Annotated in this window: 15 protein-coding genes; 12 read left to right on the forward strand and 3 right to left on the reverse strand. The window is 63.8% G+C overall.

Annotated elements, in window-relative coordinates; all coding sequences use genetic code 11:
- Window positions 1–223: 223 nt before the first annotated feature.
- The 4 genes from M1P90_RS18120 to M1P90_RS18135 all read left to right on the forward strand — a co-directional run bounded on the left by M1P90_RS18120 (window position 224) and on the right by M1P90_RS18135 (window position 5,677).
- Window positions 224–1,405 carry an FAD-dependent oxidoreductase gene (locus M1P90_RS18120; RefSeq protein ID WP_483696691.1) on the forward strand — a complete coding sequence of 394 codons (1,182 nt, stop codon included), beginning with the start codon at window positions 224–226 and terminating at the stop codon, window positions 1,403–1,405.
- Between the two features lie 257 nt (window positions 1,406–1,662).
- Window positions 1,663–4,458, forward strand: a complete 2,796-nt coding sequence (locus tag M1P90_RS18125; protein ID WP_483696692.1) for an MGH1-like glycoside hydrolase domain-containing protein — start codon at window positions 1,663–1,665, stop codon at window positions 4,456–4,458.
- Window positions 4,459–4,820: 362 nt separating this feature from the next.
- Window positions 4,821–5,081 carry a muconolactone Delta-isomerase family protein gene (locus M1P90_RS18130; RefSeq protein WP_483696693.1) on the forward strand — a complete coding sequence of 87 codons (261 nt, stop codon included), beginning with the start codon at window positions 4,821–4,823 and terminating at the stop codon, window positions 5,079–5,081.
- 242 nt (window positions 5,082–5,323) lie between these two features.
- Entirely contained in the window at window positions 5,324–5,677 is a 354-nt protein-coding gene (locus tag M1P90_RS18135; RefSeq protein ID WP_483696694.1) for a hypothetical protein, read from the forward strand.
- Between the two features lie 172 nt (window positions 5,678–5,849).
- Here M1P90_RS18135 and M1P90_RS18140 read toward each other — a convergent pair whose 3' ends face one another.
- Entirely contained in the window at window positions 5,850–6,563 is a 714-nt protein-coding gene (locus M1P90_RS18140) for a DAPG hydrolase family protein (protein ID WP_483696695.1), read from the reverse strand.
- A gap of 80 nt (window positions 6,564–6,643) precedes the next feature.
- Here M1P90_RS18140 and M1P90_RS18145 point away from each other — a divergent pair, with 80 nt between their 5' ends.
- Both M1P90_RS18145 and M1P90_RS18150 read left to right on the forward strand, forming a co-directional pair.
- On the forward strand, window positions 6,644–8,689 hold the full coding sequence (locus tag M1P90_RS18145; RefSeq protein ID WP_483696696.1) for an amylo-alpha-1,6-glucosidase: 2,046 nt from the start codon (window positions 6,644–6,646) through the stop codon (window positions 8,687–8,689).
- A gap of 534 nt (window positions 8,690–9,223) precedes the next feature.
- The gene (locus tag M1P90_RS18150; protein WP_483696697.1) at window positions 9,224–9,772 is read left to right on the forward strand and encodes an N-acetyltransferase family protein; all 549 of its coding nucleotides are present in this window, start codon (window positions 9,224–9,226) and stop codon (window positions 9,770–9,772) included.
- A gap of 195 nt (window positions 9,773–9,967) precedes the next feature.
- Here the strand turns inward: M1P90_RS18150 and M1P90_RS18155 are convergent, their stop codons facing one another.
- Both M1P90_RS18155 and M1P90_RS18160 read right to left on the reverse strand, forming a co-directional pair.
- Window positions 9,968–12,049: a hypothetical protein gene (locus tag M1P90_RS18155; protein ID WP_483696698.1), complete on the reverse strand. Its 2,082-nt coding sequence runs from the start codon at window positions 12,047–12,049 to the stop codon at window positions 9,968–9,970.
- Between the two features lie 308 nt (window positions 12,050–12,357).
- Window positions 12,358–13,860, reverse strand: coding sequence for a serine hydrolase (locus M1P90_RS18160; RefSeq protein WP_483696699.1), 1,503 nt, complete (start codon window positions 13,858–13,860; stop codon window positions 12,358–12,360).
- A gap of 216 nt (window positions 13,861–14,076) precedes the next feature.
- Here M1P90_RS18160 and rplI point away from each other — a divergent pair, with 216 nt between their 5' ends.
- The 6 genes from rplI (at window position 14,077) to M1P90_RS18190 (ending at window position 25,594) form a co-directional block, all read left to right on the forward strand.
- The gene (rplI, locus tag M1P90_RS18165; protein WP_483696700.1) at window positions 14,077–14,577 is read left to right on the forward strand and encodes a 50S ribosomal protein L9; all 501 of its coding nucleotides are present in this window, start codon (window positions 14,077–14,079) and stop codon (window positions 14,575–14,577) included.
- Window positions 14,578–14,853: 276 nt separating this feature from the next.
- Complete coding sequence (locus tag M1P90_RS18170) at window positions 14,854–18,723, forward strand: replicative DNA helicase (protein WP_483696701.1); 3,870 nt, start codon at window positions 14,854–14,856, stop codon at window positions 18,721–18,723.
- A gap of 262 nt (window positions 18,724–18,985) precedes the next feature.
- Window positions 18,986–20,623: a hypothetical protein gene (locus tag M1P90_RS18175; protein WP_483696702.1), complete on the forward strand. Its 1,638-nt coding sequence runs from the start codon at window positions 18,986–18,988 to the stop codon at window positions 20,621–20,623.
- A gap of 33 nt (window positions 20,624–20,656) precedes the next feature.
- Window positions 20,657–21,373 carry a DnaD domain-containing protein gene (locus M1P90_RS18180; protein ID WP_483696703.1) on the forward strand — a complete coding sequence of 239 codons (717 nt, stop codon included), beginning with the start codon at window positions 20,657–20,659 and terminating at the stop codon, window positions 21,371–21,373.
- Window positions 21,330–22,097 carry an ATP-binding protein gene (locus tag M1P90_RS18185; protein ID WP_483696704.1) on the forward strand — a complete coding sequence of 256 codons (768 nt, stop codon included), beginning with the start codon at window positions 21,330–21,332 and terminating at the stop codon, window positions 22,095–22,097. The genes M1P90_RS18180 and M1P90_RS18185 overlap by 44 nt, the downstream gene beginning before the upstream one ends.
- A 200-nt stretch (window positions 22,098–22,297) precedes the next feature.
- Window positions 22,298–25,594 (forward strand): tetratricopeptide repeat protein, encoded by a 3,297-nt coding sequence (locus tag M1P90_RS18190; RefSeq protein WP_483696705.1) that lies wholly within the window; start codon window positions 22,298–22,300, stop codon window positions 25,592–25,594.
- The last annotated feature ends 75 nt before the right edge of the window (window positions 25,595–25,669 follow it).

Genomic DNA, 25,669 nt, shown 5'->3' on the forward strand with positions numbered 1-25,669 from the left:
TCTCGGCACGCGCAGTATAATACAAAACCCGCCTGCGCGGAAATAGCAGCGCCTATTGCCGAAGGCCACACTATTATGCCACAGAGCGCACAGAGGCCACCGAGCGATAAACCAAAACGCTGTGCCCCAACTGATCTGCTCTTGGTTCACCGCCTGTAACAAATCCGCCGCGCCGCAGACTACACTCGCAGAACCGCATGCGAGAACAAAGGAGACATTCCCCATGTCCCACACAAACCTAACGGTGTATGGCGCAACCTGGTGCAGCGACTGCAAGCGCGCCAAGAAGTTTCTGGGCGAGCAGCGCGTGCACTACAACTGGGTCGATGTCGAGCAGGACGCCGACGGCCTGGCGCTGGTCGAGCGCGCCAACAACGGCAAGCGCATCATCCCGACGATTGTGTTCGACGACGGCAGCATGCTGATCGAGCCGAGCAACGCCGAGCTGGCCGCCAAGCTGGGCCTGCAGACGCGCGCCAAGATGGATTACTACGACCTGATCTGCATTGGCGGCGGCCCAACCAGCCTGACGGCCGCGCTGTATGGCGCGCGCGAGGGCCTGGATGTGCTGGTGATCGAGCGGAGTGGCTTGGGCGGGCAGGCCGGCGTGACCGAGCGGCTCGACAATTTCCCCGGCTTCCCCGATGGCATTGGCGGCGCGGAATTTGCCGACCGCCTGACCTTGCAGGCGCGCCGCTTCGGCGTGGAGCTGCTGCAGGCGCAGGAAGTGACCGCGCTGCGCAGCGAGGAAGAATCGCACTACGTGACAACCGCCGACGGCAACAGCTATGGCGCGCGCGCCGTGCTGATCGCCACCGGCTCGACCTACAAGCGCCTGGGCGTGCCCGGCGAAGACGACCTGATCGGCGCGGGCGTGCATTTCTGCGCCACCTGCGACGGCCCCTTCTACAAGGGCAAGCAGGTCGCGGTGATTGGCGGCGGCAACAGCGCGGGCGAAGAAAGCCTGTTCCTGACGCGCTTTGTCGATAAGGTGACCATCCTGGCGCGCGGCGACCGCCTGACCGCCAGCAAGGTTGTGATCGACAAAATCGAAGAGACGCCCAAGGTCGAGGTGCGCTACAACACCGAGGTGACGGCGCTGCACGGCGAGAGCAAGCTCAGCGGCATCAGCATCCGCAACCGCGCCACTGGCGCGAGCGAGGAACTGGAGCCGGCGGGCGTGTTTGTGTTCATCGGGCTGACGCCGAACAGCGGCTGGCTGCCGCCCGCAATCGAGCGCGACAAGTACGGCTTTATCGTCACCACGCCCACGCTCGAAACCAGCGTGCCGGGCATTTTCGCGGCCGGCGACGTGCGGCTGGGCAGCACCAAGCAGGCGGCCAGCGCTGCCGGCGAAGGCGCCACCGCCGCGCTGATGATCCGCGAATACCTGAAGAACGTGTAGCGGGCAGGACGAAAGACGAAGGACGAAGGGGGCAGAGAACCACAGAACCAAGAACCACAGAACCAAGCACTTGCAAACCTGCAAACCTGCAAACCTGCAAACCTGTAACTCTTCGCGCCCTTTGCGTCCTTCGTGGTTCACTCTTTCGTCGTCGGTCGCCTGCCCTGAGCTTGTCGAAGGGTCGGTCGCCTGCCCTGAGCTTGTCGAAGGGTCAATCGTACACCCTTCGTCGTCATTGCAGACAGGAAGCCTGAGCCATGCCAGAGTTCACTTCAGCCGAGCACGAGCGCCTGAAAAACGCGCACTGGAAACTGTGGGGGCCATACCTGGCGGATCGCGCCTGGGGCACTGTGCGCGAAGACTACAGCCCCGGCGGCAGCGCCTGGGACTACTTCCCCCACGACCATGCGCGCTCGCGGGCCTTTCGCTGGAGCGAAGATGGCATTGGCGGCATGTGCGACGACCAGCAGCGCCTGTGTTTCGCGCTGGCGCTGTGGAACGGGCGCGACCCGATTTTGAAGGAGCGGCTGTTTGGCCTGACCGGCCCGGAAGGCAACCACGGCGAAGATGTCAAGGAATACTACTTCTACCTCGACTCGACGCCAACGCATTCGTATATGCGTATGCTCTACAAGTACCCGCAGGCCGCCTTTCCCTACGACGAACTGCTGGCTGCCAGCCGCGCCCGCACCAAAGCCGACCCCGAGTTCGAGCTGATCGACACGGGCGTGTTTGCCGAAGATCGCTACTTCGATGTCGAAATAGAATATGCGAAATCAAGCACGCACGCCATGCTCATCCGCATCAGCGCCACCAATCGCGGGCCAGAGCCCGCCGAGCTGCACCTGCTGCCGACGCTGTGGTTCCGCAACACCTGGGCCTGGGGCGATGAACACGACGGCGCAGATCGCCGCCCGGTCATCCGCCGCGCCGCGCCCGACAATGATGCCTCACACGCCTGCATGCTGGCCGAACACTGGAGCCTGGGTTCCTACACGCTGGTAGCCGAGGGCGGCCCGGCGCTGCTGTTCACCGAAAACGACACCAACGCCGCGCGCTTGTTTGGCACGCCCAACCCCACGCCCTACGTCAAGGATGGCATCAACGACGCGGTGGTGAATAGCCGCGCCGAAGCCGTGAACCCGGCCCAGACCGGCACCAAAGCCGCCGCGCACTACCGCCTGAGCATCGACGCGGGCGAGACGGCCACGATTCGCCTGAACCTGATCCACGCCCGCGCTGAGCCGCAGCCCGCCGCCACCGACGGCGCGGCCGACACGCCCGCGATCCACCTGCCGCCCTCGGCCTTCGCCGACTTTGACACGATCTTCGCCCAGCGCAAGGCCGAGGCCGACGCCTTCTACGCCGAGATTCAGCCCGGCGCGCTCAGCGACGACGAGCGCATGATCCAGCGCCAGGCCTTCGCGGGCATGCTCTGGTCGAAACAGTATTACCACTACGATGTGGACGTGTGGCTGCGCGGCGACCCCGGCCAGCCCACGCCGCCCGCCGAGCGCTGGGACGGGCGTAACCGCGATTGGATGCATCTCAACAGCGCCGACATTCTTTCCATGCCCGACACCTGGGAATACCCCTGGTTTGCGGCCTGGGATCTTGCCTTTCACTGCATCCCGCTGGCGCTGCTCGACACCGAGTTTGCGAAAAACCAGCTGGTGCTGCTTGGCCGCGAGTGGTTTCAGCACCCCAACGGCCAGCTTCCCGCCTACGAATGGGCCTTTGGTGATGTCAACCCGCCCGTGCAGGCGTGGGCGGCCTGGCGCGTGTACAAGATCGAGCAGAAATGCACTGGCGAAGGCGATGTGGCGTTTCTGGAGCGCATCTTCCACAAGCTGCTGCTGAACTTCACATGGTGGGTCAACCGCAAGGACACCGAGGGCAAGAACGTCTTTCAGGGCGGCTTTCTCGGCCTCGACAACATTGGCGTGTTCGACCGGAGCGCGCCGCTGCCGACCGGCGGGCATATCGAGCAGAGCGACGGCACCAGCTGGATGGGCATGTTCTGCCTGAATATGCTCACGATCGCGCTGGAGCTGGCAACCAAAAATCAGGTCTACGAGGACATTGCCACCAAGTTCTTCGAGCATTTCCTGTATATTGCCGAAGCGATGAATAATATTGGCGGCGAGGGTATTCCGCTCTGGGACGAGGAAGACGAGTTTTTCTACGATGTGCTGCACCTCGGCCCGCACCAGAACATCCCGCTGAAAATCCGCTCGATGGTCGGCGTCATCCCGCTTTTCGCAGTCACAACAATCGAGCCGGCGATGCTGGCGAAGCTGCCCGAGTTCGCTACGCGCATGGAGTGGTTTCTTGAACATCGCCCGCATCTCGCTGATCTGGTTTCGCACTGGCAGGTGCCGGGCGCGGGCGAGCGCCGCCTGCTGGCGATCTGTCGCGGCCACCGCATGAAGCGCGTGATTGCGCGCGTGCTCAACGAAGCCGAGTTTTTGTCGCCCTACGGCGTTCGCGCCCTGTCGCGCATCCACGCCGAGCATCCCTACCAGCTGGAGCTTGACGGCACGACCTACGAGGTGCATTACGAGCCAGCCGAATCGCGCAGCGGCTTGTTCGGCGGCAACTCGAACTGGCGCGGGCCGATCTGGTTCCCGGTCAATTTCCTGATCATCGAGGCCTTGCAGCAGTTCCACCACTACTACAGCGACGATTTCCAGATCGAGTGCCCGGCCGGCTCGGGCCAGCTGCTTTCGCTCACCCAGATCGCCGACGAGCTGTCGCGCCGCCTGATCAGCCTGTTCACGCGCGGCGATGCCGGCCAGCGCGCGGTGTTTGGCGACACAGCGCTGTTCCAGAACGACCCGCACTGGCGCGATTACATTCCGTTCTACGAGTACTTCCACGGCGACACGGGCGCGGGCCTGGGCGCAAGCCACCAGACCGGCTGGACCGGGCTGGTCGCCAAGCTCATTCAGCAGCAGGGGCTGCACCGCGTCACCCCGCAGCCCGCCGACCAGAGCAGCGCGCCTTCCAGCACGCAGGCCAACGCCGAAGACATGGCGCATGTGCCAGGCTAGCGGCGTGGGACCGAGGGTTAGGATCAATTCAAATAAAGACGACAGAAACGTTTACCACAGAGACACAGAGGCACAGAGGGCTTGAGAATCACACAAAAACTTGCTGCCTCGGTGTCTTGGTGCTTATTTGAATGATATTGGCTTTATAGCGGTTTCCAGAACGATTGACCATGTATGTGCTGGCGAGAAACGCAATGCAAAGCGGAAAGACCACTGCCTCCTGCATCCTGCCAACTGCAAACTGCTATAGGGTTGGCGTTTCTGCAATTTCGCGCTTCGTGTCTTCGTGCCTTCGTGGCAATCGTTCTTCACAATTTCGTGGAATGGTATTGAATTTGAAATAGCTCGAAAGGAGCACCCCAATGCGATTTCTGGTCGAATCAGCATTTACCCAGGCGCCCACGCCCGAGCTGCTGGCGCTCATCCCCGCCGAGATCGAGCACGGCATGAAGCTCGACGCTGCCGGCGTGCGCGAGGGATTGTTCGTCGCCGCCGACAACTCGCGCGCCTGGCAGGTGCTGCGCGCCGGCTCGCTGAATGAGGCGCAGGAAATCAGCAATTCCTTCCCGCTTGCGCCATTCGTTGCGGTGACAATCACGCCGCTGGCCGAGCCACAAATGTAGCGCGGCGCGCACATCAGTTCCCGCACACCAGCGCCAGGGCCTAACCAACCCTGGCGCTGGTGTGTTCAATTTTGTTCAAAACAGGAGGCATGGCACGCTGACGGCGACTTTGTGCTCTTTTCTGCCAGAAGAAGGAAAAATGGCAGCAATCGCAATCAATGGCACAGTTTTTGAAGAGAAGGCGCTGCCTGAAGTGAAGCATCTGCACAGAAATATCGGCAAAGCGGTTGAAAGGAGCGATTATGCCACAGGTACGCAAACTCAGCGACCAGGAAGTAACGGCGCTACAGAACAAAGGCAAAGGCAAACGGCAGCTGGCCGAAGAAGCATACGATACCATGCTCAGCGAATACGAAACGGGCGATTACGGCGAGGCATCGCTTGACCCGGGCGAAAAACGCCTGACCGTGCGCAACCGCATGAAAGCTGCTGCCAAACGGCGCGGCATTGGCCTTCTGTTCCAGCGCACCTCCGGCGACATGGTGCGCTTCAAGGTTGTGCCCGCCGCCGAGATGCGCGATAACGAAGGCGACCTCGAAACGGCGGTTGCCTCGGATGCGCCGCCAGCCCGCCGCAAAAAAGCGCGGGCTAAATAAGGCGGGCCGCGCCAGCATCGAAGCCGCCCGGCAATTGGGCGGCTTCGATGCTGGCGCGGCGTTTCGCGCTCGTGCAGTATCAAAAAAAGCGATGCGGAAACGGGGGAGCGTTTCTGCTTTGTAATCACCAACACCCCATTCCCCACGCGCTAACCCCTGCGCTGAAAGCGCGCTAGCCAGCGTTCGCGGGCAGCGCTTCGCCATGTTCCTGCCACTGCTCGTAGAGCGCGGGCAAAAAGCGCTCGAAGTTGCCAACTTCTTCGACATTATGCTGCAGCCAGGCCCGCCCCATGTCGTCGGGCATCACCAGCCAGGGCAGAATGCGCCGGTTCAGCAGCAGCCGGCCAAACAAGCTGTCGCGGCCAACCAGCATGCGCGATTCGTAGCGCGTGCCAGCGGGCGCAGCAATGAAATCGTGCTGCAGCGTCGAAACATCGACGCCGAGCGGCAGCAGCGGCGTGTGCACGCGCCCAAAAGTCAGCGCGGCCTGCTCAGTCGAAAGCAGAATGCCGGTTTCGTCGAGCTTCACCACCCGGTCGATAATATCCACCATATAGCGCCGCTGGCGATCAAATGCCTCGACAATGCGGCGCAGCGTCCCGGCGCTGCCGGTGCCGTCGGCGGCGCGCGTGACATCGCGGTAGAAAATATGATCGCGCGGGTGCCAGACACGGTAGCGCGGCACGATCTGCCCGCTATACTCCATCGTCCCGTCGATCCGGCAGAACCACCACGCCAGCATCTCGCGGCTTACGCCACGCAGCAAATCGTGCTTGATCGTCAGCTCCAGCTGCCCATTCGGCAGGTGCGCCAGCCGCGTTTGCGCGCTGCTGACCGATTTGAACTGCCACGGCATCGGCAGCGGCGCGGGAAGTGTATAATGCATTGCGTCCGATCCTCATTAAAGCTCATTCATCACCATTTCCATGCATACAGACGCGCAAGGCAGCGCCCGAGGTTACAGCCATGCCAGAACATGCCGAGGCAATCCTTAGCCGCCCGCTGGTGGCATTTGGCCGCGAGGTCTGCGGCGACCTGCTGGCCGGGCTGCGCCGCGAGTGGCTGGTGACCAACGGCCTGGGCGGCTACGCCTCGGGCACGCTGGCCGGCCCGAACACGCGCCGCTACCACGGCTTGCTGGTGGCCGCGCTGGAGCCGCCAGTGGCGCGCACCGTGCTGGTGGGCGCGGCGGTCGAGTGGGCCGAGTATGCCGGCACGCGCACGCCCCTGTTCGCCTTTGAGTATGCGGGCGGCACAATCGACCAGCACGGCTTTGCCTTTTGCGAGTCGTTTGCGCTGGAAGGTATGCTGCCGGTGTGGCGCTACGCGCTGGGCGATGCGATACTGGAAAAACGAGTGTGGATGCCCGATGGCGCCAATACCACCTATCTGCGCTACCGGCTCATCCGGGGCAGCACGCCGATCGCCCTGGCGATTACGCCACTGGTGACGTATCGCGATTTCCACACGCTCAGCCGCCGCGCCGACCACGCGTTTCATGTCGATGCTGGCCCGCAGGGCGCGACGATCCTGGCCGCGCCGGGCGCGCGCCCGCTCCACATGCATGCCAGCGCAGGCAGCTTCACGCCACAAAACGACTGGTTCGAAAACTTCTTTCACCGGGTCGAGCACGAGCGCGGCTTCGACGACACCGAATCCGACATGTTTGCGCCTGGTACGTTCCGCGCTACCATCCAGCCCGGCGAGGCGTGGACGCTGGTGTTTTCCGCCGAAGCCCAGCCCGACACCGACGCCGAGCGCGCGCTCTTCGCCGCCCAATCGCGCCAGGGCGCGCTGCTGCGCCAGGCCCGCGCCGACCATGCCGACCCGGTGGTGCAGCAGCTTGTGCTCGCCGCCGACCAGTTCGTTGTGCAGCGCGGCGAGCCGCCCACAGCCGCCAAGCCCGCGCAGCCCGGCAAAACCGTGATCGCCGGCTACCACTGGTTCAACGACTGGGGGCGCGACACCATGATCGCCCTGCCTGGCCTCGCGCTGGCGACTGGCCGCCCCGCCGACGCGGCCGGCATTCTGCGCACCTTTGCGCGCTATGTCGCCGATGGCTTGCTGCCCAACAATTTCCCCGACAGCGCGGGCGTCATCCCTGGCTACAACACCGTCGACGCGACCTTATGGTACGTCGAGGCCATCCGCGCCTACGAGCACGCCACCGGCGACGCCGCGCTGGTGGACGAGCTGCTTCCCACACTGCACGACATTGCCGAAAAGCACATTGCCGGCACGCGCTTTGGCATTGGCGTGGATGCGCGCGACGGGCTGCTGCGCGCGGGCGAGCCGGGCCTGCAGCTGACATGGATGGACGCCAAGATCGGCGACTGGGTGGTGACGCCGCGCATTGGCAAGCCGGTTGAGATCAACGCGCTGTGGTACAACCTGCTGCGCACGCTGGGCGGCTGGCTGGCGGCGCGCGGCGACGCGGGCGCGGCACGCTACCACGCCCTGGCCGAGCAGGCGCGCGATTCCTTCGCCCGCCGCTTTGTGCGCGCAGACCGCGTCCATCTTGCCGATGTGGTCGACGGGCCGGGCGGCGACGACTGGACGCTGCGGCCCAACCAGATTTTCGCGGCATCGCTGCACCACCCGATTGTGGCGGGCGAGGCCGCCCGGCGCGCAGTCGACTCGACGGCGGGCGCGCTGCTCACCAGCTATGGCCTGCGCTCGCTCGACCCCGCCGACCCGGCCTACTGCGGGACATTTGTTGGCACGCCAAAAGCGCGCGACAGTGTGTACCACCAGGGGCCGGTGTGGAGCTGGCCGATTGGCGCGTTTGCCGAGGCGCACTTCCGCACCTACGGCGATGCTGCGGCGGCACTGGCCTTTCTGCGCCCGTTCGAGCACCACCTGCGCGACGCGTGCCTGGGCAGCGTGTCGGAAATCCTCGAAGGCGACCCGCCGCACCTGCCGCGTGGCGCGGTGGCGCAAGCCTGGGGCGTGGCCGAGGTGCTGCGCGTGTGGCGGCTGCTGGCGAGCGCGGGCGACAAGATGACGGGGTGAGGGGGTGAAAGGGTGAGCGGCGGTACATTGTCATTCCCGGCTGGTACATTGCCTTTGCCAGGCGGTGCAGTGCCTTTGTCGGCTGGTGCATCGTCGTTGCCGCCTGGTACATTGTCATTGCCGGGCGGTACATTGTCGTTGCCGGCAGGTGCAGTGCCTTTGTCGGCTGGTGCATCGTCGTTGCCGCCTGGTACATTGTCTTTGCCGACAGGTACAGTGTCTTTGCCGACTAGTACATTGTCGTTGTCGGCTGGTACATCGCCTTTGCCGGCTGGTGCAGCGCCTTTGCAGGCTGGTACAGTGCCCTTCGCAAACCTGCAACCTGTAAACCTGCAACTCTTGTCGATCGTCGCTGGCACCCCTCGATACGGCCTGCGGCCTACTCGGGATGCCATAGATTTTTGGTTCTTCTCAAAACCTTTGCGCTCTTTGCGGTGAGTTTTTCCGATCGTCAGTTGTCGCAGCCTGCAACCTGCAACATTCAAACCTGCAGACCTGCAACCCCTCCGTGACGAATTGTATAAGGAGCGAATCGTGCGTATCATCGATCTGCGCGCCACCGACACGGCACTGATTGAGCAAATCGCGGACCTGCTGGTGGCTGCCTTTGCCGAGCACTGGCCCGATGCCTGGCCCACGCTGGAAGAAGCGCGTGCCGAAGTACACGAATCCTTTGCGCCAGAGCGACTCAGCCGTGTGGCGCTCGATGACGACGGCGCGGTGATGGGCTGGGTTGGCGGGATCAGCGGCTACAGCGGCCTGGTGTGGGAGCTGCACCCGCTGGCAGTGCAGCCGCACCTGCACGGGCGCGGTGTGGGCCGCGCGCTGGTGGCCGACCTCGAGGCGCGCGTGCGCGAGCGCGGCGGCCTGACGCTCACCGTCGGCACCGACGACGAGGACGACATGACCAGCCTCTCGGGTATCGACCTTTACCCGAACGTTTGGGAGCACATCGCCAGCATCCGCAACCTGCGCGGCCACCCCTACGAGTTCTACCAGCGCTGCGGCTTTGTGATCACGGGCGTGGTGCCCGACGCAAACGGGCGCGGCAAGCCCGATATTCTGATGGCGAAGCGGGTGTAGGGTATGGGGAATAGGGTTTGGGGGTTGGGGTTTGGGGGTTGGGAGAAAACGAACGACCAGGGAAACTTGCCCCCGGTCGTTCGCCTCTCAAAACCTTTGCGCCCTTTGCGCTCTTTGCGGTGAATCATCCCGTCGTCAGTCGTTCGGGCACGATGCATCGTGCCCTGACGGGCGACATGCTACTAATCGTCGTCATCACCCCGCCAGCGCGGCCAGCCGCGCGCGCGCGCTTTGCTCAAGCTCGGCAATCGCCGCGTTCATGCGCGTTTCCTCCGCGCCCAGCGCCGCCAGCCGATCCTCAAGGCCGCCGAGCGTGGCGACATAGCGCGAGCGCAGGGCACCTTCTTCGCCCTCGCGGCCAAGCGGGGCCAGACTGCCCTGAATTTGCTGCTGCTGGCGGTAGGCAGCCTCGCGTTCGCGCGCGATCTCTTCCAGGCGGCGCTGGTGCGCCTCGATCTGGCCGTAGATCTCCAGCACGCCCGACAGCTCGCGGTAGGTCGCTTCGTCCAGAAAGCGCTGCTTGAGGAATTCTTGCAGCGTGCTGGGCGCCAGGCTGCGCACCTGCTCCCAGCGGCTGGTTTCGGCGCGCTGGCGCACCTCGAACGTCGTTTCGGCATTGGCAGCGCACGCCACCGCCCAGCGCGCCTGGCCCTGTGCCTGCTCCTGCGGCGCGGCTGTATCGTGCAGCGCGTAGCCGGGAATCAGCCCCAGCTCGATTGTGACCGTGGCGGGCGCGACGAGCGAGTTATGGATGCGGAAGCGCGTGGTGTGCACATCCCACTCCTGAATGAGCAGGTATTCGTCGCGCACCTGCATGCTGCTGGTGATGCGCGTGCTGTCGTATTCTTCCAGCACATTGATCCCAAGCTCAACCGCGTAGGGCACAATCAGCTCGCCGCCCGCCCGCGTGAATGGCAGCACCGCCTCGCCGGCATAATCGCCCATGTCGAGCACCGTCACCGGCCCGCGCTCCAGCGTCAGCCCGGTTTCGTTGCGCAGGCGCAGGCTGGCGACCGGGTGCTTGGGCAGCTTGGCGTTGTTGTACAGCAGCTCTTTGCTGCCACCCAGACGCTGGCTCACAATCGGCACCATGGCCGACTGCCCGCGCGCCACGCTGACCGGGTGGGCAACGCGGTACTGGAACAGCGCGCCACGCTCTTCGCCCGTGCTGGCCGCCGCCGTGGAGGCCTCCAGCGCGCCAGCCGAAAAGCGCTCGGTCGCAACAGAATCGGCCGCCATGTTGATGGCGCGCGCGCGCTTCATCATGGGCGCGGGCGCGGCCATGGCCATTGGCGCGGCGGCAGCGGGTGGCGGCATGCCCGCAAACTCGATTGGCGCGTTGACCGTGCGCTCCTCGTCGGCAATCAGCGGGCGCTCGGGCGTGTGCGGCTCGTACAGGCGGTAGCGGAACGACACCGGCATGCCTGCCACCAGCGTCAGCTCCACATCCTCCAAATCTTCGTCGAGCTGGTTGTCGAACAAGCCCCAACCTTGCAGCAGGCAGGTTGCAGCTTGCAGTTTGTTCTTGTCAGCATCAGACTGCTGACTGCTATCTGCTGACTGCTCGCTTTCTTCGAAGAGAATGCGGTAGCTCACCCGCCATGCCGGCGCGGGCGCGATGTAGCCCACCAGCAGGGCGTGCTCGCCGTCGGAAAGGCGCAGGGTCGCGGCGCGGCGGTCTTCTTCGCTCTGGGCGGCGCGCAGGAAGTAGCTCAAATCCTCGGCCGAGCGGTCGTCGAGAATTTCGACGCGCTGAATGTCGCGCACGGCGAACGAGCGCACCTGGCGCGTGTCGGGCTGGTAGATCGACACCAGCGGAATGCGCAGCGGCTCCTTGTCTTCCACATCCACACCCACCACCAGCCCCTCGGCCTGCGTGCGCCCGCCAGCGGCGGGATCGGCCGGCGGCGGCGCGGGCGGCGCGTTGCGCGAGCCGCCCAGGCCAAAACCCGGCCGCTCGGCCGGGCGCTCGTCGCTCAGGTGCAGGCGCACGCGCCGCCCGCGCAAATCGCGCAGCAGATCGAGCAGGCTGCGCTGGTCGGAAAGGTGGATCGAGCCACGCGCAATCTGTGCCGCGCGATCTTCGGGCGTTTCGAAATCGATGCCGCGCACCTGCCCCGCGCCCGTGTCGAGCGCCACCAGGCTTTTTAGCACATCGTCCATGGCGGCGCGCGGAAAGCTGAGCCGCAGCTCGGTGCCGCTCACGTCGCCACGGCGCTCGAAGTAGCCAACCCCGTGCTTGTAGAGGATCATGCGGCGAATAGGAAGATCGGGCATGGGCGCGCTCCTTCTGGCTAGCGGCACAAACAGCGGGCCGCGCAAGCGAGTTCAGCATTCACAGGGGCAGCGGGTGGTGCGCGCAGCAGCCGGTCATTCTGCGCGCTGCTGTATAGACGCAGCGATGGGCGCGGCAGTTGCATTGCGCGAGCATGATTTACAGCCCACGCCGCAAAAGAACCGAGCCACAGAGCACACGGAGGTCACGGAGGAGAATGCGCGCTGGCTTCAGCCAATTCTGCTTTTCTCTCTCGCACCTTCGTGTCTTCGTGCCTTCGTGGCAAAAATAGGCCCGCGCCGCAGGCGCATCACTTCGGAGCGATTGGCACCGGGTTGTAGTAGGTATAGACCAGCCGCGTAAACGCTCCCAAATAGGGCGCGAACACCTTGTCGGCCAGCGGCACGCCTGGCTTGGTGGCGCGGTACAGGTAGGTTGCAATCACGAAATCGCCGCCGGGCGAGCGCACAATGCCCGCGTCGGCCTGCATGTCGTCGATCCAGCCGCTCTTGTGCTCAACGCGCACGCTCTTGTCGAGCCCGGAGCGCATGCGGCTGCGGTCGGCATTTTCAAACAGCCGGTCGAGCATTTCGCCGCAGCGTTTGGCGTTGAGCTTGGGGAATTTCTCGATCAGCGGGCCTTCGCCCTGGCTGCACTGATCGATGTAGAGGTAGATTGTCGCCATCTCGCCCGGGGCGGTGCGCAGCGCGCGGCCCGAGTCGGTGTAGGGCGCTTCGCCAGCGCGTTTGGGGCCAAGCTGGAACTTGAGCTTCTTCTGCGCCAGGTAGTCGGTTGCCTCGAAGGGCACGTACAGGTAGGTATTTTCCAGCCCCAGGCCCTTCAGCATCGCGCTCATCTGCTCGGCACCCTTGAGCGCATCCTCGGTGCCCGCGCCCTCGACCGCCGCCGCCAGCACGGTGTTGGCCGCGATGTTGTCGCTGTTGATGATCATCTTCTTCATCGCAGCGTCGAGCTTGGACGAGATCGTGTCGAGGTGGGCGTAGGCGTTGAGCATGATCGCGACTTTGATCGTGCTGGCGGCCGAAAAGACCGTGTTCTTGTGAATGCTGGCGAGTTCCTTGCCGGTGGCCAGGTCGTAGACCATCACGCCCGCGATGTCGCTCCAGTCGTCGGCGATGATCTCAAGCTGCGCTTGCAGCTGCTCGGGGGTGGGGCGCACGGCGCTGGCGGCCAGGGGCAGCTCCAGCGTGCGCGTGCCGGTGATCGTGCGCAGCTGCGTGTCAATTGCCGCCAGCGCCGCATCGACATCGATTGCCTGCCCGCCGCTGAGCGCAAAGCTGCGCGAAATCGTTTTGGTGCTGCTGATCACCGAGATCGCGGGCGGCTCGCCCATGCCGGCGGCCAGCTCGTCGAGCGCATCCTGCACTTTAGCCTTGTCGTAGGAAAGCTGCAGGTCGATGTCATCCCCGGCGCTGGCGTCTTCAGCGGCCTTCAGCATCGCATCGAGCGGCAGTTCCAGCCCAATATCGGCCGGCTTGAGCGTGGCGCGCTCGCTGCCAGCGCGCAGTTCCAGCGGCTCTTGCAGTGGCGCAAGCTCAGTGGTGAGCTTCTGCAGCGCAGCTTCGGCCGTCAGCCCGCCAAGATCGATTCCGCCAACCATCAGCGGCTTGGGCAGGGTTGGCACGGCTGTGGGCGGCACGGCGGTGGGGGCAGCTGTTGGCGCGGCGGTGGGGGCGGCGGTGCCCGCAAGGGTGGGTTGTGGCGCGGTTGCCTGGGCCTGCGGGCTGGCGCACGCGGCCAGCAGTACAATCAGGCAGGCGAGCGCGGTTGCGGCACGCAAGCGGTGAACCATAGCGCGATCTGTTCCTTGTGTGTTAAGAATTGGCGCATCCTGCGCGCCGCGTAGTATAGTCGAAGTGCAGCGGTTGAACAAATTGCGTTGCGCGCCGCCCGCGCCTGTGGTATCATAGCCCGCGCTGTCATTCGCGCAGCCACTGTGGCTGCTATCCCTCTGAGCCGGTAGCGGCACCGCCGCTACGTCGTGGGTTGATGAAGGAATTTCACACCAATGGGAACCAAAATGAAGGTCCTGCTGACGCAGGACGTTGAGAAGCTGGGCAAGACCGGCGAGGTCAAGGAAGTGTCGGGTGGCTATGGCCGCAACTTCCTGCTGCCCAAGGGCTTTGCAGTGCTGGCCACGCGCGGCCAGGTCAAGCAGGCCGAAGAGCGCATCGCCGCCAACCAGAAGCGCGTGCAGGCCGCCCGCAAGGACGCCGAGGCGCTGGCGGCGCGCATTTCCGGCCAGACGCTGCGCTTTGTGGCGCGCGTCGGCGAGCTCGACCGGCTGTATGGCTCGGTCACCAGCGCCGACATTGCCGAGAAACTGCAGCAGCAGACTGGCGTGGAAGTTGATCGCCGCCGCATCGACCTCGATGAGCCGATCAAGCGCATTGGCATCTACCCGATCAAGGTGCAGCTGATGGCCGGCCTTGAGCCGGTGCTGAATGTCGTCGTCGAGGGCGAGGCCGGCTCGCTCGAGCTGCCCGCCGACCCCGACGCGGCCGAGTAGGTTGCGGTTAGAAAGTTACAGGCTAGCAGGTTCGCGGCGCTACATTCGTAGAACAGCAACCTGCAAACATTCAAACCTGTAACCTGCGAACCAACGTTGAAACATTCAAACCTGTAACCTGCAAACCGTTTAATTCATAGCACAGACATGCGATAATGTGTCACACCCACGGCGCGGTGTGGCACATTATCGCGTCTATGGGGCATGTGGATAACTTTGGGGAAGAGTTGTCAATGAGCTGCGTAGACATTGGGCATAATTCCAAGAGGCACGGATATGACGCACCCTGAGCTGCCGCACAACCTGGAGGCCGAAAAAGCCACGCTGGGCTCGATTCTGCTGAACCGCGAGGCGATCGTGGCAGTGGCGCCCTGGCTCATGTCCGAGTTTTTCTATATGGAACGGCACGCCCAGATCTACGAGGCGATGCTGGCCTGCTACAACGCGCGCATCCCGCCCGACACCCGCACCGTGGCGGAGGAACTGCGCCGCCGCAACCGCCTCGACACCGTCGGCGGCGTGGCCTACCTGAGCGACCTCGTCGACACCGTGCCAACCTCGTACCACGTCGAGTACTACGCGCGCATCATCGAGCGCACCGCGCTGCTGCGCAAGCTGATCAACGCGGGCGGCAAGATCGCCGCGCTGGGCTATAACGAAGAAGACGAGCTGGAAGACACGCTCGACAAGGCCGAGCAGACCCTGTTCGACATTTCGCAGCGCCGCGCCACCCAGGATTTTGTGCCGATCAGCCAGGTGATCGACAACTACTACGAGCAGATCAACTACCTGCAAGAGCATCGCGGCGAGGTGGTGGGCGTGCCAACCGGCTTCCGCGACCTGGATGAGATCACCGGCGGCCTGCAGCAGTCCGACCTGATCATTCTGGCTGCGCGGCCTAGCGTGGGAAAGTGCGTAGCCGCCTGGACGCTGATCGACGACCCTGTGAGTGGCGAGCGCATCACCATCGAAGAATGCGTGCGCCGCAAGCTGCCCAGCGTCCACGGGATCGACGCTTTCGGGCGCGTGCGGCCGGCGCTGATCGGCGCGTGGATCGATAGCGGCGTGAAGCCCTGCTTTCGCGTCCGCACCTGGAGTGGACGCACGCTCGATGTGACGGGCAATCACCCGCTGCTCACCGCCAGCGGCTGGCGGCCAGTGAGCGAGCTTGCGCCCGGCCAGGCGATCGCTGTGCCGCGCGCTGTTCCAGCCTTCGGGCACCGCGAAGACTGGTCGCTCGCGCAGGTGCGTCTGCTGGCGTATTTCATTGCCGAAGGCAGCCTGACGGGCTCATCGCCCGCATTTACAAACACCGATCCGGTCATTATCGACGATTTCACGCGCACGGTTGGCGAGCTATTCCCGACCTGCCACATCCGCCAGCACGGCATTTCCTATGCAGTGTCGCGGCCAGGGCGCGGCGGCGTCCCCACTACGAACCCGGTCTACGCCTGGCTTGAGCAGCTGGGCCTGCGCGGCAAACTTGCCCACGAGAAGCGCTTCCCCGATTGTGTGTGGATGTGGAGCAAGGGCTACCTGGCTGAGTTTGTGCGCGCCCTGATGAGCTGCGACGGCTCGATCTACCAGGTGAGCGGCATTCCGCGCATTGAGTTTACCGTCGCCTCGCAGCACCTCGCCGCCGACCTGCACCACGCCTTTGTGCGCTTCGGTTTGATTACGCGGCTCTACCAAACCAAGGCCGGCGCATGGCGCGTGCAGATGACTGACCCGGACTCTGTAGCGCGCTACCAGCGCGAGATCGGCTGGATTGGCGAGAAAGCCGCGCGCTTTGCCGAACACACGTATAGCTTGCCGCAGCGCCTGAGCAATGTTGGCCACCCGCCGCCGGAAACATGGACCTTGGTACGCCACGAACTGCAGCGCCAAGGCCTATCGTTTGCTGAACTGGCGCGACGCAGCGGTGAAACCGTGAAAACGGGCAAATACGCCGGCTACAACCCACATACACAGCGCAGTGTGCCGCGCACGCGTCTCGCCCGCTATGCCGATGTACTGGGCAACCAGGCGCTGGCCCAAATTGCCAGCCCAGATATTTTCTGGGATCCGATCGTTGCAATTGAACCGCTGGGTGAACATCAGGTGTATGACCTGACTGTGCCCGAAGGGTCGAACTTTATTGCGCAGGACATTTGCGCGCACAATACGTCGTTTGTGCTCAGCCTGGCCTACAACATCGCGCTGCGCAACCAGCGCAACGTCGGCATTTTCAGCCTGGAAATGAGCCGCGACCAGCTGGTGCAGCGCCTGCTGGCGATGGACTCGCGCATCGACACGCACCGCCTGCGCACCGGGCACGTGGGTGAAACCGAGCTGCAGGTGGTGATGAGCTCGATGGCGCGGCTGGCGGCGGTGCCGATTTATATCGAAGACACGCCCGGCCAGAGCATCATGGAAGTGCGCAGCAAAGCCCGCCGCCTGCAATCGCAATATGGCGTCGACATTATTATCATCGACTACCTGCAGCTCATGGCTGGCAAGCGCAGCGAAAACCGTGTGCAGGAAGTCAGCGAGATCTCGCGCGGGCTCAAGGCGCTGGCGCGCGAACTGAACGTGCCGGTGATCGCGCTCTCGCAGCTTTCGCGCGCGGTGGAAGGCCGCACCTCGCACGTGCCCATGCTCAGCGACTTGCGTGAGTCGGGGTGCCTGACCGGCGAAACGCAGGTTTACCTGCCCGATAATGGTGGCTATCGGCGGATCGACGAGCTCGTAGGGCAGCGCGATTTCAATGTTCTCGCGCTGAATACCGAAACATGGAAACTCGAGCCGCGCCGTGTGCTGAACGCATTTGCAACCGGCACAAAACCCGTCTATCGACTGACGACCCGGCTTGGCCGAACACTGCGCGCAACCGCGAACCACAAATTTCTTACCATCCAGGGCTGGAAGCGGCTCGACGAGCTTTCGCCAAAGATGCGGCTGGCCTTACCACGTACACTGCCCAGCCCAGCAGTGGCAACAATGGCGGAAGCCGAACTCGCACTGCTTGGGCACCTGATCGGCGACGGCTGCACGCTGCCGCGTCAGCCCATTCATTACACTACGAATGATATAACGCTGGCTGAAACAGTGGCAGCGCTCGCCATCGAGCAATTCGGCGATGCGATTCGGCCACGCATCAACCGAGAGCGGCAGTGGTATCACGTCTATCTCGCCGCTGGATATCGCCTGACACACGGCGTGCGCAACCCGATTGCACAATGGCTCGACGAGATGGGCGTGTTCGGGTTACGCTCGCATGAAAAGCACGTTCCACAACGCGTGTTTGCACAGCCTGCCAAGAGCATTGCGCGCTTTCTACGCCATTTATGGGCAACCGATGGGTGCGTCCATCACAGCAGCGGTGCCAAACATTACATGGGTATCTATTACGCTTCCAGCAGCTTGCAGCTAGCGCGTGATGTTCAGTCGCTATTGCTCCGGCTTAGTATTAATGCCGTGCTGGCGCGCCGCTCCCAGGGTGCAAAGGGCCGCGACCAATACCATGTCATTGTCAGTGGCAAGGGCGATATTGAGCGTTTCTTTGCACAGGTCGGCGTCATAGGGCAGAACAAAATCACTCACGGTGCAGCTATTGTCGATGCGCTTGACGGCAAAATTGCCAATACTAACCGCGACGTGTTGCCGCGCGAGATCTGGCGCCAACATGCAGTTCCCGCTATGCAGGTAGCTGGTATGTCTGCCCGCAATATGCAGGCGCAGTTGGGCACTGCCTATTGCGGTACAGCCCTCTATAAACAGAACGTGAGCCGTGAGCGCGCGCTGCACCTTGCGCAGGTGGTAGGTTCTCCCGACCTGCTGAAGCTGGCAGACAGCGACGTCTATTGGGATGAGATCATTGCGATCGAGCCGGACGGTGATGCCGAAGTCTACGATCTCACTGTGGAAGGGCTTCATAACTTTGTTGCAGGCGATATTGTCGCGCACAATAGCATCGAGCAGGATGCCGACATCGTCATGTTCATCTACCGCGAAGAGCTGTACGACAAGGAAACCGACAAGAAGGGCATTGCCGAGCTGCATATCGCCAAGCACCGCAACGGCCCGATTGGCGTGGTGCCAATGCGCTTTGATGCAGCGACCACGCGCTTCGACGACCTGACCTACCGCACGCCTGAGGGATATTAGCTGGTTGGCGGGTTGCAGGTTTGCAGGTTGCAAGTTGCGGGTTTGAATGTTGCAAGTTGCAGGTTTGCAGGTTGCAAGTTGCGGGTTTGCAGGTTGCAAGTTGCGGGTTTGCAGGTTTACAGAGGCGGGGCGTATCGCATACGCCTGTGCAGGTTGACGGGTTTGCGAGTCGGCACGGGCAACTTGTAAGGTATCGCTCTGTCAGTTCGGCCCGAACAGGCGTATAATGATAGTGACCGCCCAAACGAAAGCACCATCTTCGATGACCAGCGCACCTGCTACAACCTACGCAGCTGCCACGCCCGCGCGCCTGCCCGAAGAGGCGCTGCGTGTGACTGGCGCGGCGCGGCTGGTGTTGGTCATCAATCTTGGCAGCTTTGTCGCGCCCGCCGACGCCGACGCCTTCCGCCACCTGCGCGGCTCCGAAGCATTCGCCGCCGCGCTGCGCGCGCTGCGCCCAAGCGCGCCTTTCGGCATCGACACCGCCACGCAGGCGATTGAGAAAAATGCCTACACGCTGCGGATCTTCCGCTCGCGCCTGATCGCAAATCACTTCTTCCCAACCTATAAAATCGCCTGGGACGCAACCATGCGCGAGCGCATGCAGCAGCTTGGCTGCGACGACATCGAGCACTGGCAGCGCTGGTCGGCCCGCATTCGCCTGACGCGCAACGGCCTGGCGCAGATCACCCTCGATCAGCCGTTTGAAGATATTTCGCTGATCGAGTGCACCGAGCATATTCTTGAGCTGCCGGCCCACGGCCAACACTCGCACGCCCACGACCAGTGGACGATCGCGATGAGCGTGCTCGAAGCCTTTCTCGACGCAATTGGCCGCACGCTGACCTTGCAGATTGGCGATCAGCCACGCGCGATCAGGTTTGAAACGCCCAAGCAGCCCGAGCATACGCTGCGCCTCGACCGTTATGTCATCTATGCCTTCCGCAAGATCACCCGCGACGGCGCGCTGCTGATGCCGCCCGAGCTCAAGCGCGACTACCCGCAGACGCTTTCGGCCTTCATGGAAAACATGCTGATCGAGTACGACGGCGTGCGGCGCTTTTCGCACCACGCCCTGCATGAAGCGAACGAGCTGGTCGCGGCCGATGTCTCGTCGTGGGAGGATGAGCTGTGCCTGCTGCGCGGCGAAAGCGCGCTGCTCTATTTCCCGCTGATCGGGCGCGGGGTTGCGTATGTTGGCGGGCCGCTCGGGCTCGACGCGCGCGCCTATGGCGCCTACTGGGACGGCATCATGCGCGGCATTGAGCACCTGGTGGCATTTCGCGCCGAGGCGCAGCAGGCCGAGCGCCGCACCACTGGCCTGCTCAGCCAGGTGCCAAGCCTGACCCATAAAGTGAATGACGGCCACCTCAGCACCGAGGATCTGGAGCTGCTCGATCACCTCGCCGCTGGCCTGTCGGACATTTTCGACAGCCTGCCCGAGCTGCGCAGCCTGGCGGTTTCCACCACCGCCGTTCGTGCCGATTTCGCGCGCCGCAAGTTCGATGCGCTCCTGCGCGAGCTGGCCATTCACGAAACGCTGGAGCTGGTGAACACCAACGTCGAGCAGCTCAACTTCTTTCTTTCCTACTACAACGACATGCGCCTGCAATGGCAGGGCATGCGCAGCAACAACCTGGGCATCATCCTCGGCACGGTGGTGCTGTTTATGGCGATCTCGTCGTTTCTGGCCGACACCTTCAACGTTGTCGACCGGCTGGGCGGGCCGCAACAGGATGGCTGGGATATTCTGGCCTGGGTTGTGGTGGTGGTAGTTGGCCTGGTGATGTTTGTGGTGCTGATGGGTTCGGCGCGGCGGGTGTTCAACCGTTTGCTTGGGCGGCTTGCGCGCAAACAGGCGCAGATGCACGAGCACGATCCGCACGCCGAGCGAATGTAGCAGGCCGCCCTGAAATCATTGCAGCGCAACACTATGCCTTTTACTGGCTTCACAACCGATAAACTGGTGGGTCTGCCGCCCGAGCTGTTCACCGAGGTGCTGCCGCAGATCACCCTGCCCAGCGAGCTGAAGGTCACACTGCACGTGTTTTATCGCATGAGCCGGCAGCGTGGCAGCGCGCCGCGCCGCGTGAACTGGGACGAGCTGGCCGCCGACAAAACGCTGCGGCGCGGCCTGCGCGCGATCTCCAAGCTGCGCGCGCCCGACGAGCTGCTGGCCGAAGGGTTGGAAGCCGCCGTGCAGCGCGGATCGCTGCTGCACGTTGTGCTGCCGGACGACGGGCGCTCGGTCAACTGGTATGTGATTAACACCAGCGCCAACCGCCTGTGGGCCGAGCGCATTGGCCTCGCTGGCGCGGCCATTGCACCCAACGCCGCCGCGCCCGACGAGCGCCCGGCGCTGATCACCCTGTACGAACACAACATCGGGCTGGTGACGCCGCTGCTGCTCGACGAGCTGCGCGAAGCCGAAGACCGCTACCCGATGCACTGGATCGAAGACGCTATCCGCGAAGCGGTGCGTGCCAACGCCCGCTCGTGGCGCTATATCAGCAAGGTTCTTGAGAGGTGGGCCGCCCATGGACGACAAGATGCGCCGAATCGGGCCGAACGACCTATTGATGTTGACAAATACACGAATGGATCCTATGGCGACCTTTTCCGACGCGGCAGCGACACCTCCGACCTCTGAGCCGGTCTGCCCGCACTGCGGCGACGCAGGGTACTTCAAAGAAGCGGTGCCGTTCGGCCACCCGCACTTTGGCGTGCTGTTCCCCTGTGAGTGCAAGCTGGCCGAAAAAGAACAGCGCCGCGTCGAAGAGCTTGATCGCCTGAGCAACCTCGAAGTGCTGCGCGACAAAACCTTCGAGGCGTTTGTGGCCGACGTGCCGGGCGTGCGCCGCGCCTACCTGCGCGCGGTCGAGTACGCCAAGCGCCCGCAGGGCTGGCTGGTGTTCTTTGGCAACTATGGCGTTGGCAAAACCCACCTGGCCGCCGCAATCGCCAACCACGCGCTGCGCCGCCAGATCCAGGTGCTGTTCACGATCGTGCCCGACCTGCTCGACCACCTGCGCTCGACCTTCGGGCCCTCCAGCGAGGTCGAGTACGACGAGCGCTTTGAAATGATCCGCACCGTGCCCCTGCTCGTGCTCGACGACCTCGGCACCGAGAACACCACGCCTTGGGCGCGCGAAAAGCTCTTCCAGATCATGAACTACCGCTACAACGACGCGCTGCCCACCGTCATCACCAGCAACCGCAAGCCCGAAGACATCGACCCGCGCATCTTCTCGCGCATGAGCGACCGGGCGCTCTGCGAAGAGCATATCATCATCGACGCGGCCGACTACCGGCGGCTGACCATCCAGCAGCGCTACCCCTTCAACAGCAACGTGCGGCGACGCATGCAGGGCTAACACAACCATTTACACTCTCCACAGTGGCGGGGCGGCGCGGGCTGCCCCGCTTGCGCTCCGTGCGGCAATCGCTGCGCCACAGCATCGCACACCGTTTGTTCCTCATTTCTTGCCATTCTGTGCTATGATAGAGCACATGTCACGTTCTGGTTCCGATTCATGTTCGCGACTTCCTTGCTGCCGACACCGGGAGGCAATCGATGCCAGGCAACCGAGCTCTGTTCGACCGCGCCATGGAGCAAAGCCGCGAGGCGGCGCGTCAGAAACAATGGGATGAAGCGCTGAAGCAGGCCGCTCGCGCGCTGCAGGAGTTCCCAACCGACCTCGACGCGCGCTCGTCGATTGCGGTTGCGCTGTTTAACACCGGGAAACACCCGCAGGCCCTGCAAATACTTGAAGAGCTCCGCGCCGCCGATGCCACGAATCCGTTCTTTCTGGAATACATCGCCCGCACCCACGAGCGCATGGGCAGCGTCCCCGCCGCCGTGGCCGCCTACACGCAGCTTGCCGAGCTGCAGCAGGGCCGCCGCCTGACGGCGCGCGCGGTCGAGGCGCTGCGCGAGGTGCTGCGCCTGCGCCCCGGCGCCGACGACCAGCGCCTGCAACTGGCCCGCCTGCTCGAAGAAACCAACAGCCCGGCCGAAGCCGCCGCCGAATATCTGGTGCTGGCGCAAAACTTCCAGCTTCAGGGCCGCATCGAAGAAGCGACCACCCACGCCGAAACTGCCCTGCGGCTCGACCCAGGCAGCCGCGAGGCGAAGGAACAGATCGCCGCCCTGCACGAAAGCCTGGCCAGCGCCGCGCAGATTGCCGTCACCAGCGCCCCGCCCGCCACCGAAGCCGCGCCCGCACCCAGCTTTGTGCCCCCCGGCGCCACCGGCGCGCTGCGCTCGCAGCAGTTCGCGATCGAGCAGATTGTGGCGCTGGCGCAGAAGCACCAGGAAGCTGGCGACTCCGACGGTGCGATTGCGCAGTACGAGCGCGCGCTTGGCATGGGGCTGGAACGCAGCGACGTTTTCTACAGTCTGGGCTTGCTCTACCAGGAGCGCGGCGACCACGCCCGCGCCGCCGATGTGCTGGCGCGCTCGACCCACGACTCCGAGTATGCCCTTTCGGCGCACTATGCGCTCGGCTCCTCGTACCAGGAGCTGGGCCGCCTGAAAGAAGCCGCCCAGGAATACGAGCAGACGATTCGCCTGGTTGATCTGCAAACCATCGGCAAGGCCGAATCCGACGACCTGATCCAGATGTACGAAAGCACGTCGCAGATCTACTCGCAGCTCGGCGACATTGCGCGCGCGGCCTCGCTCTACTCGACGCTGGCGAATTTCCTCAACAGCAAGCGCTGGGGCAAAGAGCGCGCAGAGGAGTTCCGCCAGCGCGCCAAAGAGCTGACCGAGCGCAACATGTTCGCCAAGCTGCGCACGCTCGGCACTGGCGCGCTGACCATGCCCGAACCGCCGCCGGAAGCGCCCACGCAGCCCGAAGCACCCATGCCCGAGACATGGGGCAAAATCCGGCCGATCACCGACTTCCTGCGCCCCGAGCGCCAGGCCGAATCGAGCAGCATCGATATTTTTGCCGTCACCGCCTCGCCCGAGCAGGCCACGTCGATCGACCCGCTCGACGAGCTCGACGCGCTGCCCAGCGCCGAGCGCCCAGCATTCGAGCCGCTCACCCCGCTCGATACCACTGGCCTCGACGAGCTGTGCGAGCGCTACGTGATCGCCAGCGAGAAATATATCGAGCAGCGCCTGATGCTGAGCGCGGTTGACGCCTGCATGGAAGTGATTCACCTCAACCCCGATTACCTGCCCATTCACCTGCGCATGGGCGAGATCTATGAGCGCGAAGGCCGCCCCGACGAAGCGCTGACGAAATATCAGCTTCTGATCGATACCTTTCTGGTGCGCAACGAGCCGTCGCGCGCGATCGACGTGTACCGGCGCCTGATCAATCTTTCGCCCGACACGATCAGCGCGCGCTCGCGCCTGGCCGACCTGCTGAAGAACGACGGGCGCAACGAGGAAGCTGCCGAACAGATCGCGCTGGTCGCCTCAACCTATTTCCGCATGGGGCAGACCAACAAAGCGCTGGAAGAATACCGCCGCGGCGTGCAGCTTGCGCCAAACAATGCAACCCTGCGCGCGCAGTACGGCGAGGCCCTGCTCAAGCTCGAACGCTACGAAGCCGCGCTCAGCGAATTTGGCCGCGCGCTCGACCAGAACAAGGACGACGCGCTGGGCATTTCGCGCGTCAACATGACCCTGGCGCTGATGCACGACCAGGCCGCGCCGATCTGGCAATCGCTGGCGACGCTGCTCGATCAGCTGAAGCACCAGCCGCAACAAGTGTCGCCAGTGCAGGCCGAATATCGCTCGGCGCTGATGGTTTCCGACGACCCGCTGCTGCACTATATTCTGGGCATTATTCAGCAGCAGGCCGGCCAACATCCTTCGGCCCTGCTGGAATTCGAGCAGGCCGAGGCGCTGCTGAACGACGATGCCGACCCGCTGCTGCCGCTGGTGCTGGTGCACCAGATGATGGCCGACAGCCATATCGCCATGGGCCAGCCCGACGAGGCGCTGGAGCAGCTGCAAAAGGGCCAGGCCGTGGCCGACCGCGCCGCGCTGCCCGAGCCAGCCGCCCGCTACCCCTTCTCGTCGCCGCTCTCGCAGGGCGACCTGGTGCGCCGCATGGCCGAGGCATACGCGGCATCGGGAAATATGCCGGGCGCAGAGCAGGCACTCCAGGCCGCCAAGAAGCATCTGCCCTACGACCGCGCGATCTACACCAAGCTCGCCGATGTCTACTTTCAGCAGGGCAAGCTGAACGAGGCGCTGGCGCAGCTCGACGAGCTGGCGACGCACTACGAAAATCGGCAGGATCTCGACCGGGCGATTGAGTCACTGGAATATGGCGAGCAGATCGCGCCCAACAACATCCCAATTGTCAACCGGCTCGCCAAGCTGCAAATCCGGCGCGGCTACCTCGACAAAGGCGTCGATGGTCTGATTCGCTCGGCTGAGCTGCAGCGCAAAGCCGGCCAGCTAAAAGATGCCGTTGCCAGCCTGCAGCAAGCCGCCGAGGTGCACTGGACACTTGGCCAGCAGGACAAGGCCCGCGCCCTGTACGACAAAATCGTCCAGATCGCGCCCAACGACATCGAGGCGCGCCAGTGGCTTTCGTTTATGTATACACTGGCCGGGCGCACCGCCGACGCGATCAACGAAAAAAAGCAGATCGTGCGCGTGCTCCTGCAGATGCGCGATTTCGACAACGCCATTGCTGAAATGCACCAGATCTACGGGCTCGACCAGAACGACGTCGACAACCTGTACGCGCTTGGCGACGCCCTGATGCGGCGCAGTGAGTTCGAGCAGGCCGTGCGCATTTATGGCCGCCTGGCGAAAATGCCGAATGTCGAAGCCGAGCGCATCGAAGCACTTCAGGCGGCCGCGCGGCGCATGTACGAACAACAACGGGCCAAGGCTTAGCCAAAATTCTTGTATGCCACCGCCCGGGCTTGGGGCGCGCCGTGCGCCCGCCTGCGGCGGTGGCATTCTGATGCA

This window comes from Kouleothrix sp. 19917 (assembly GCF_057073505.1).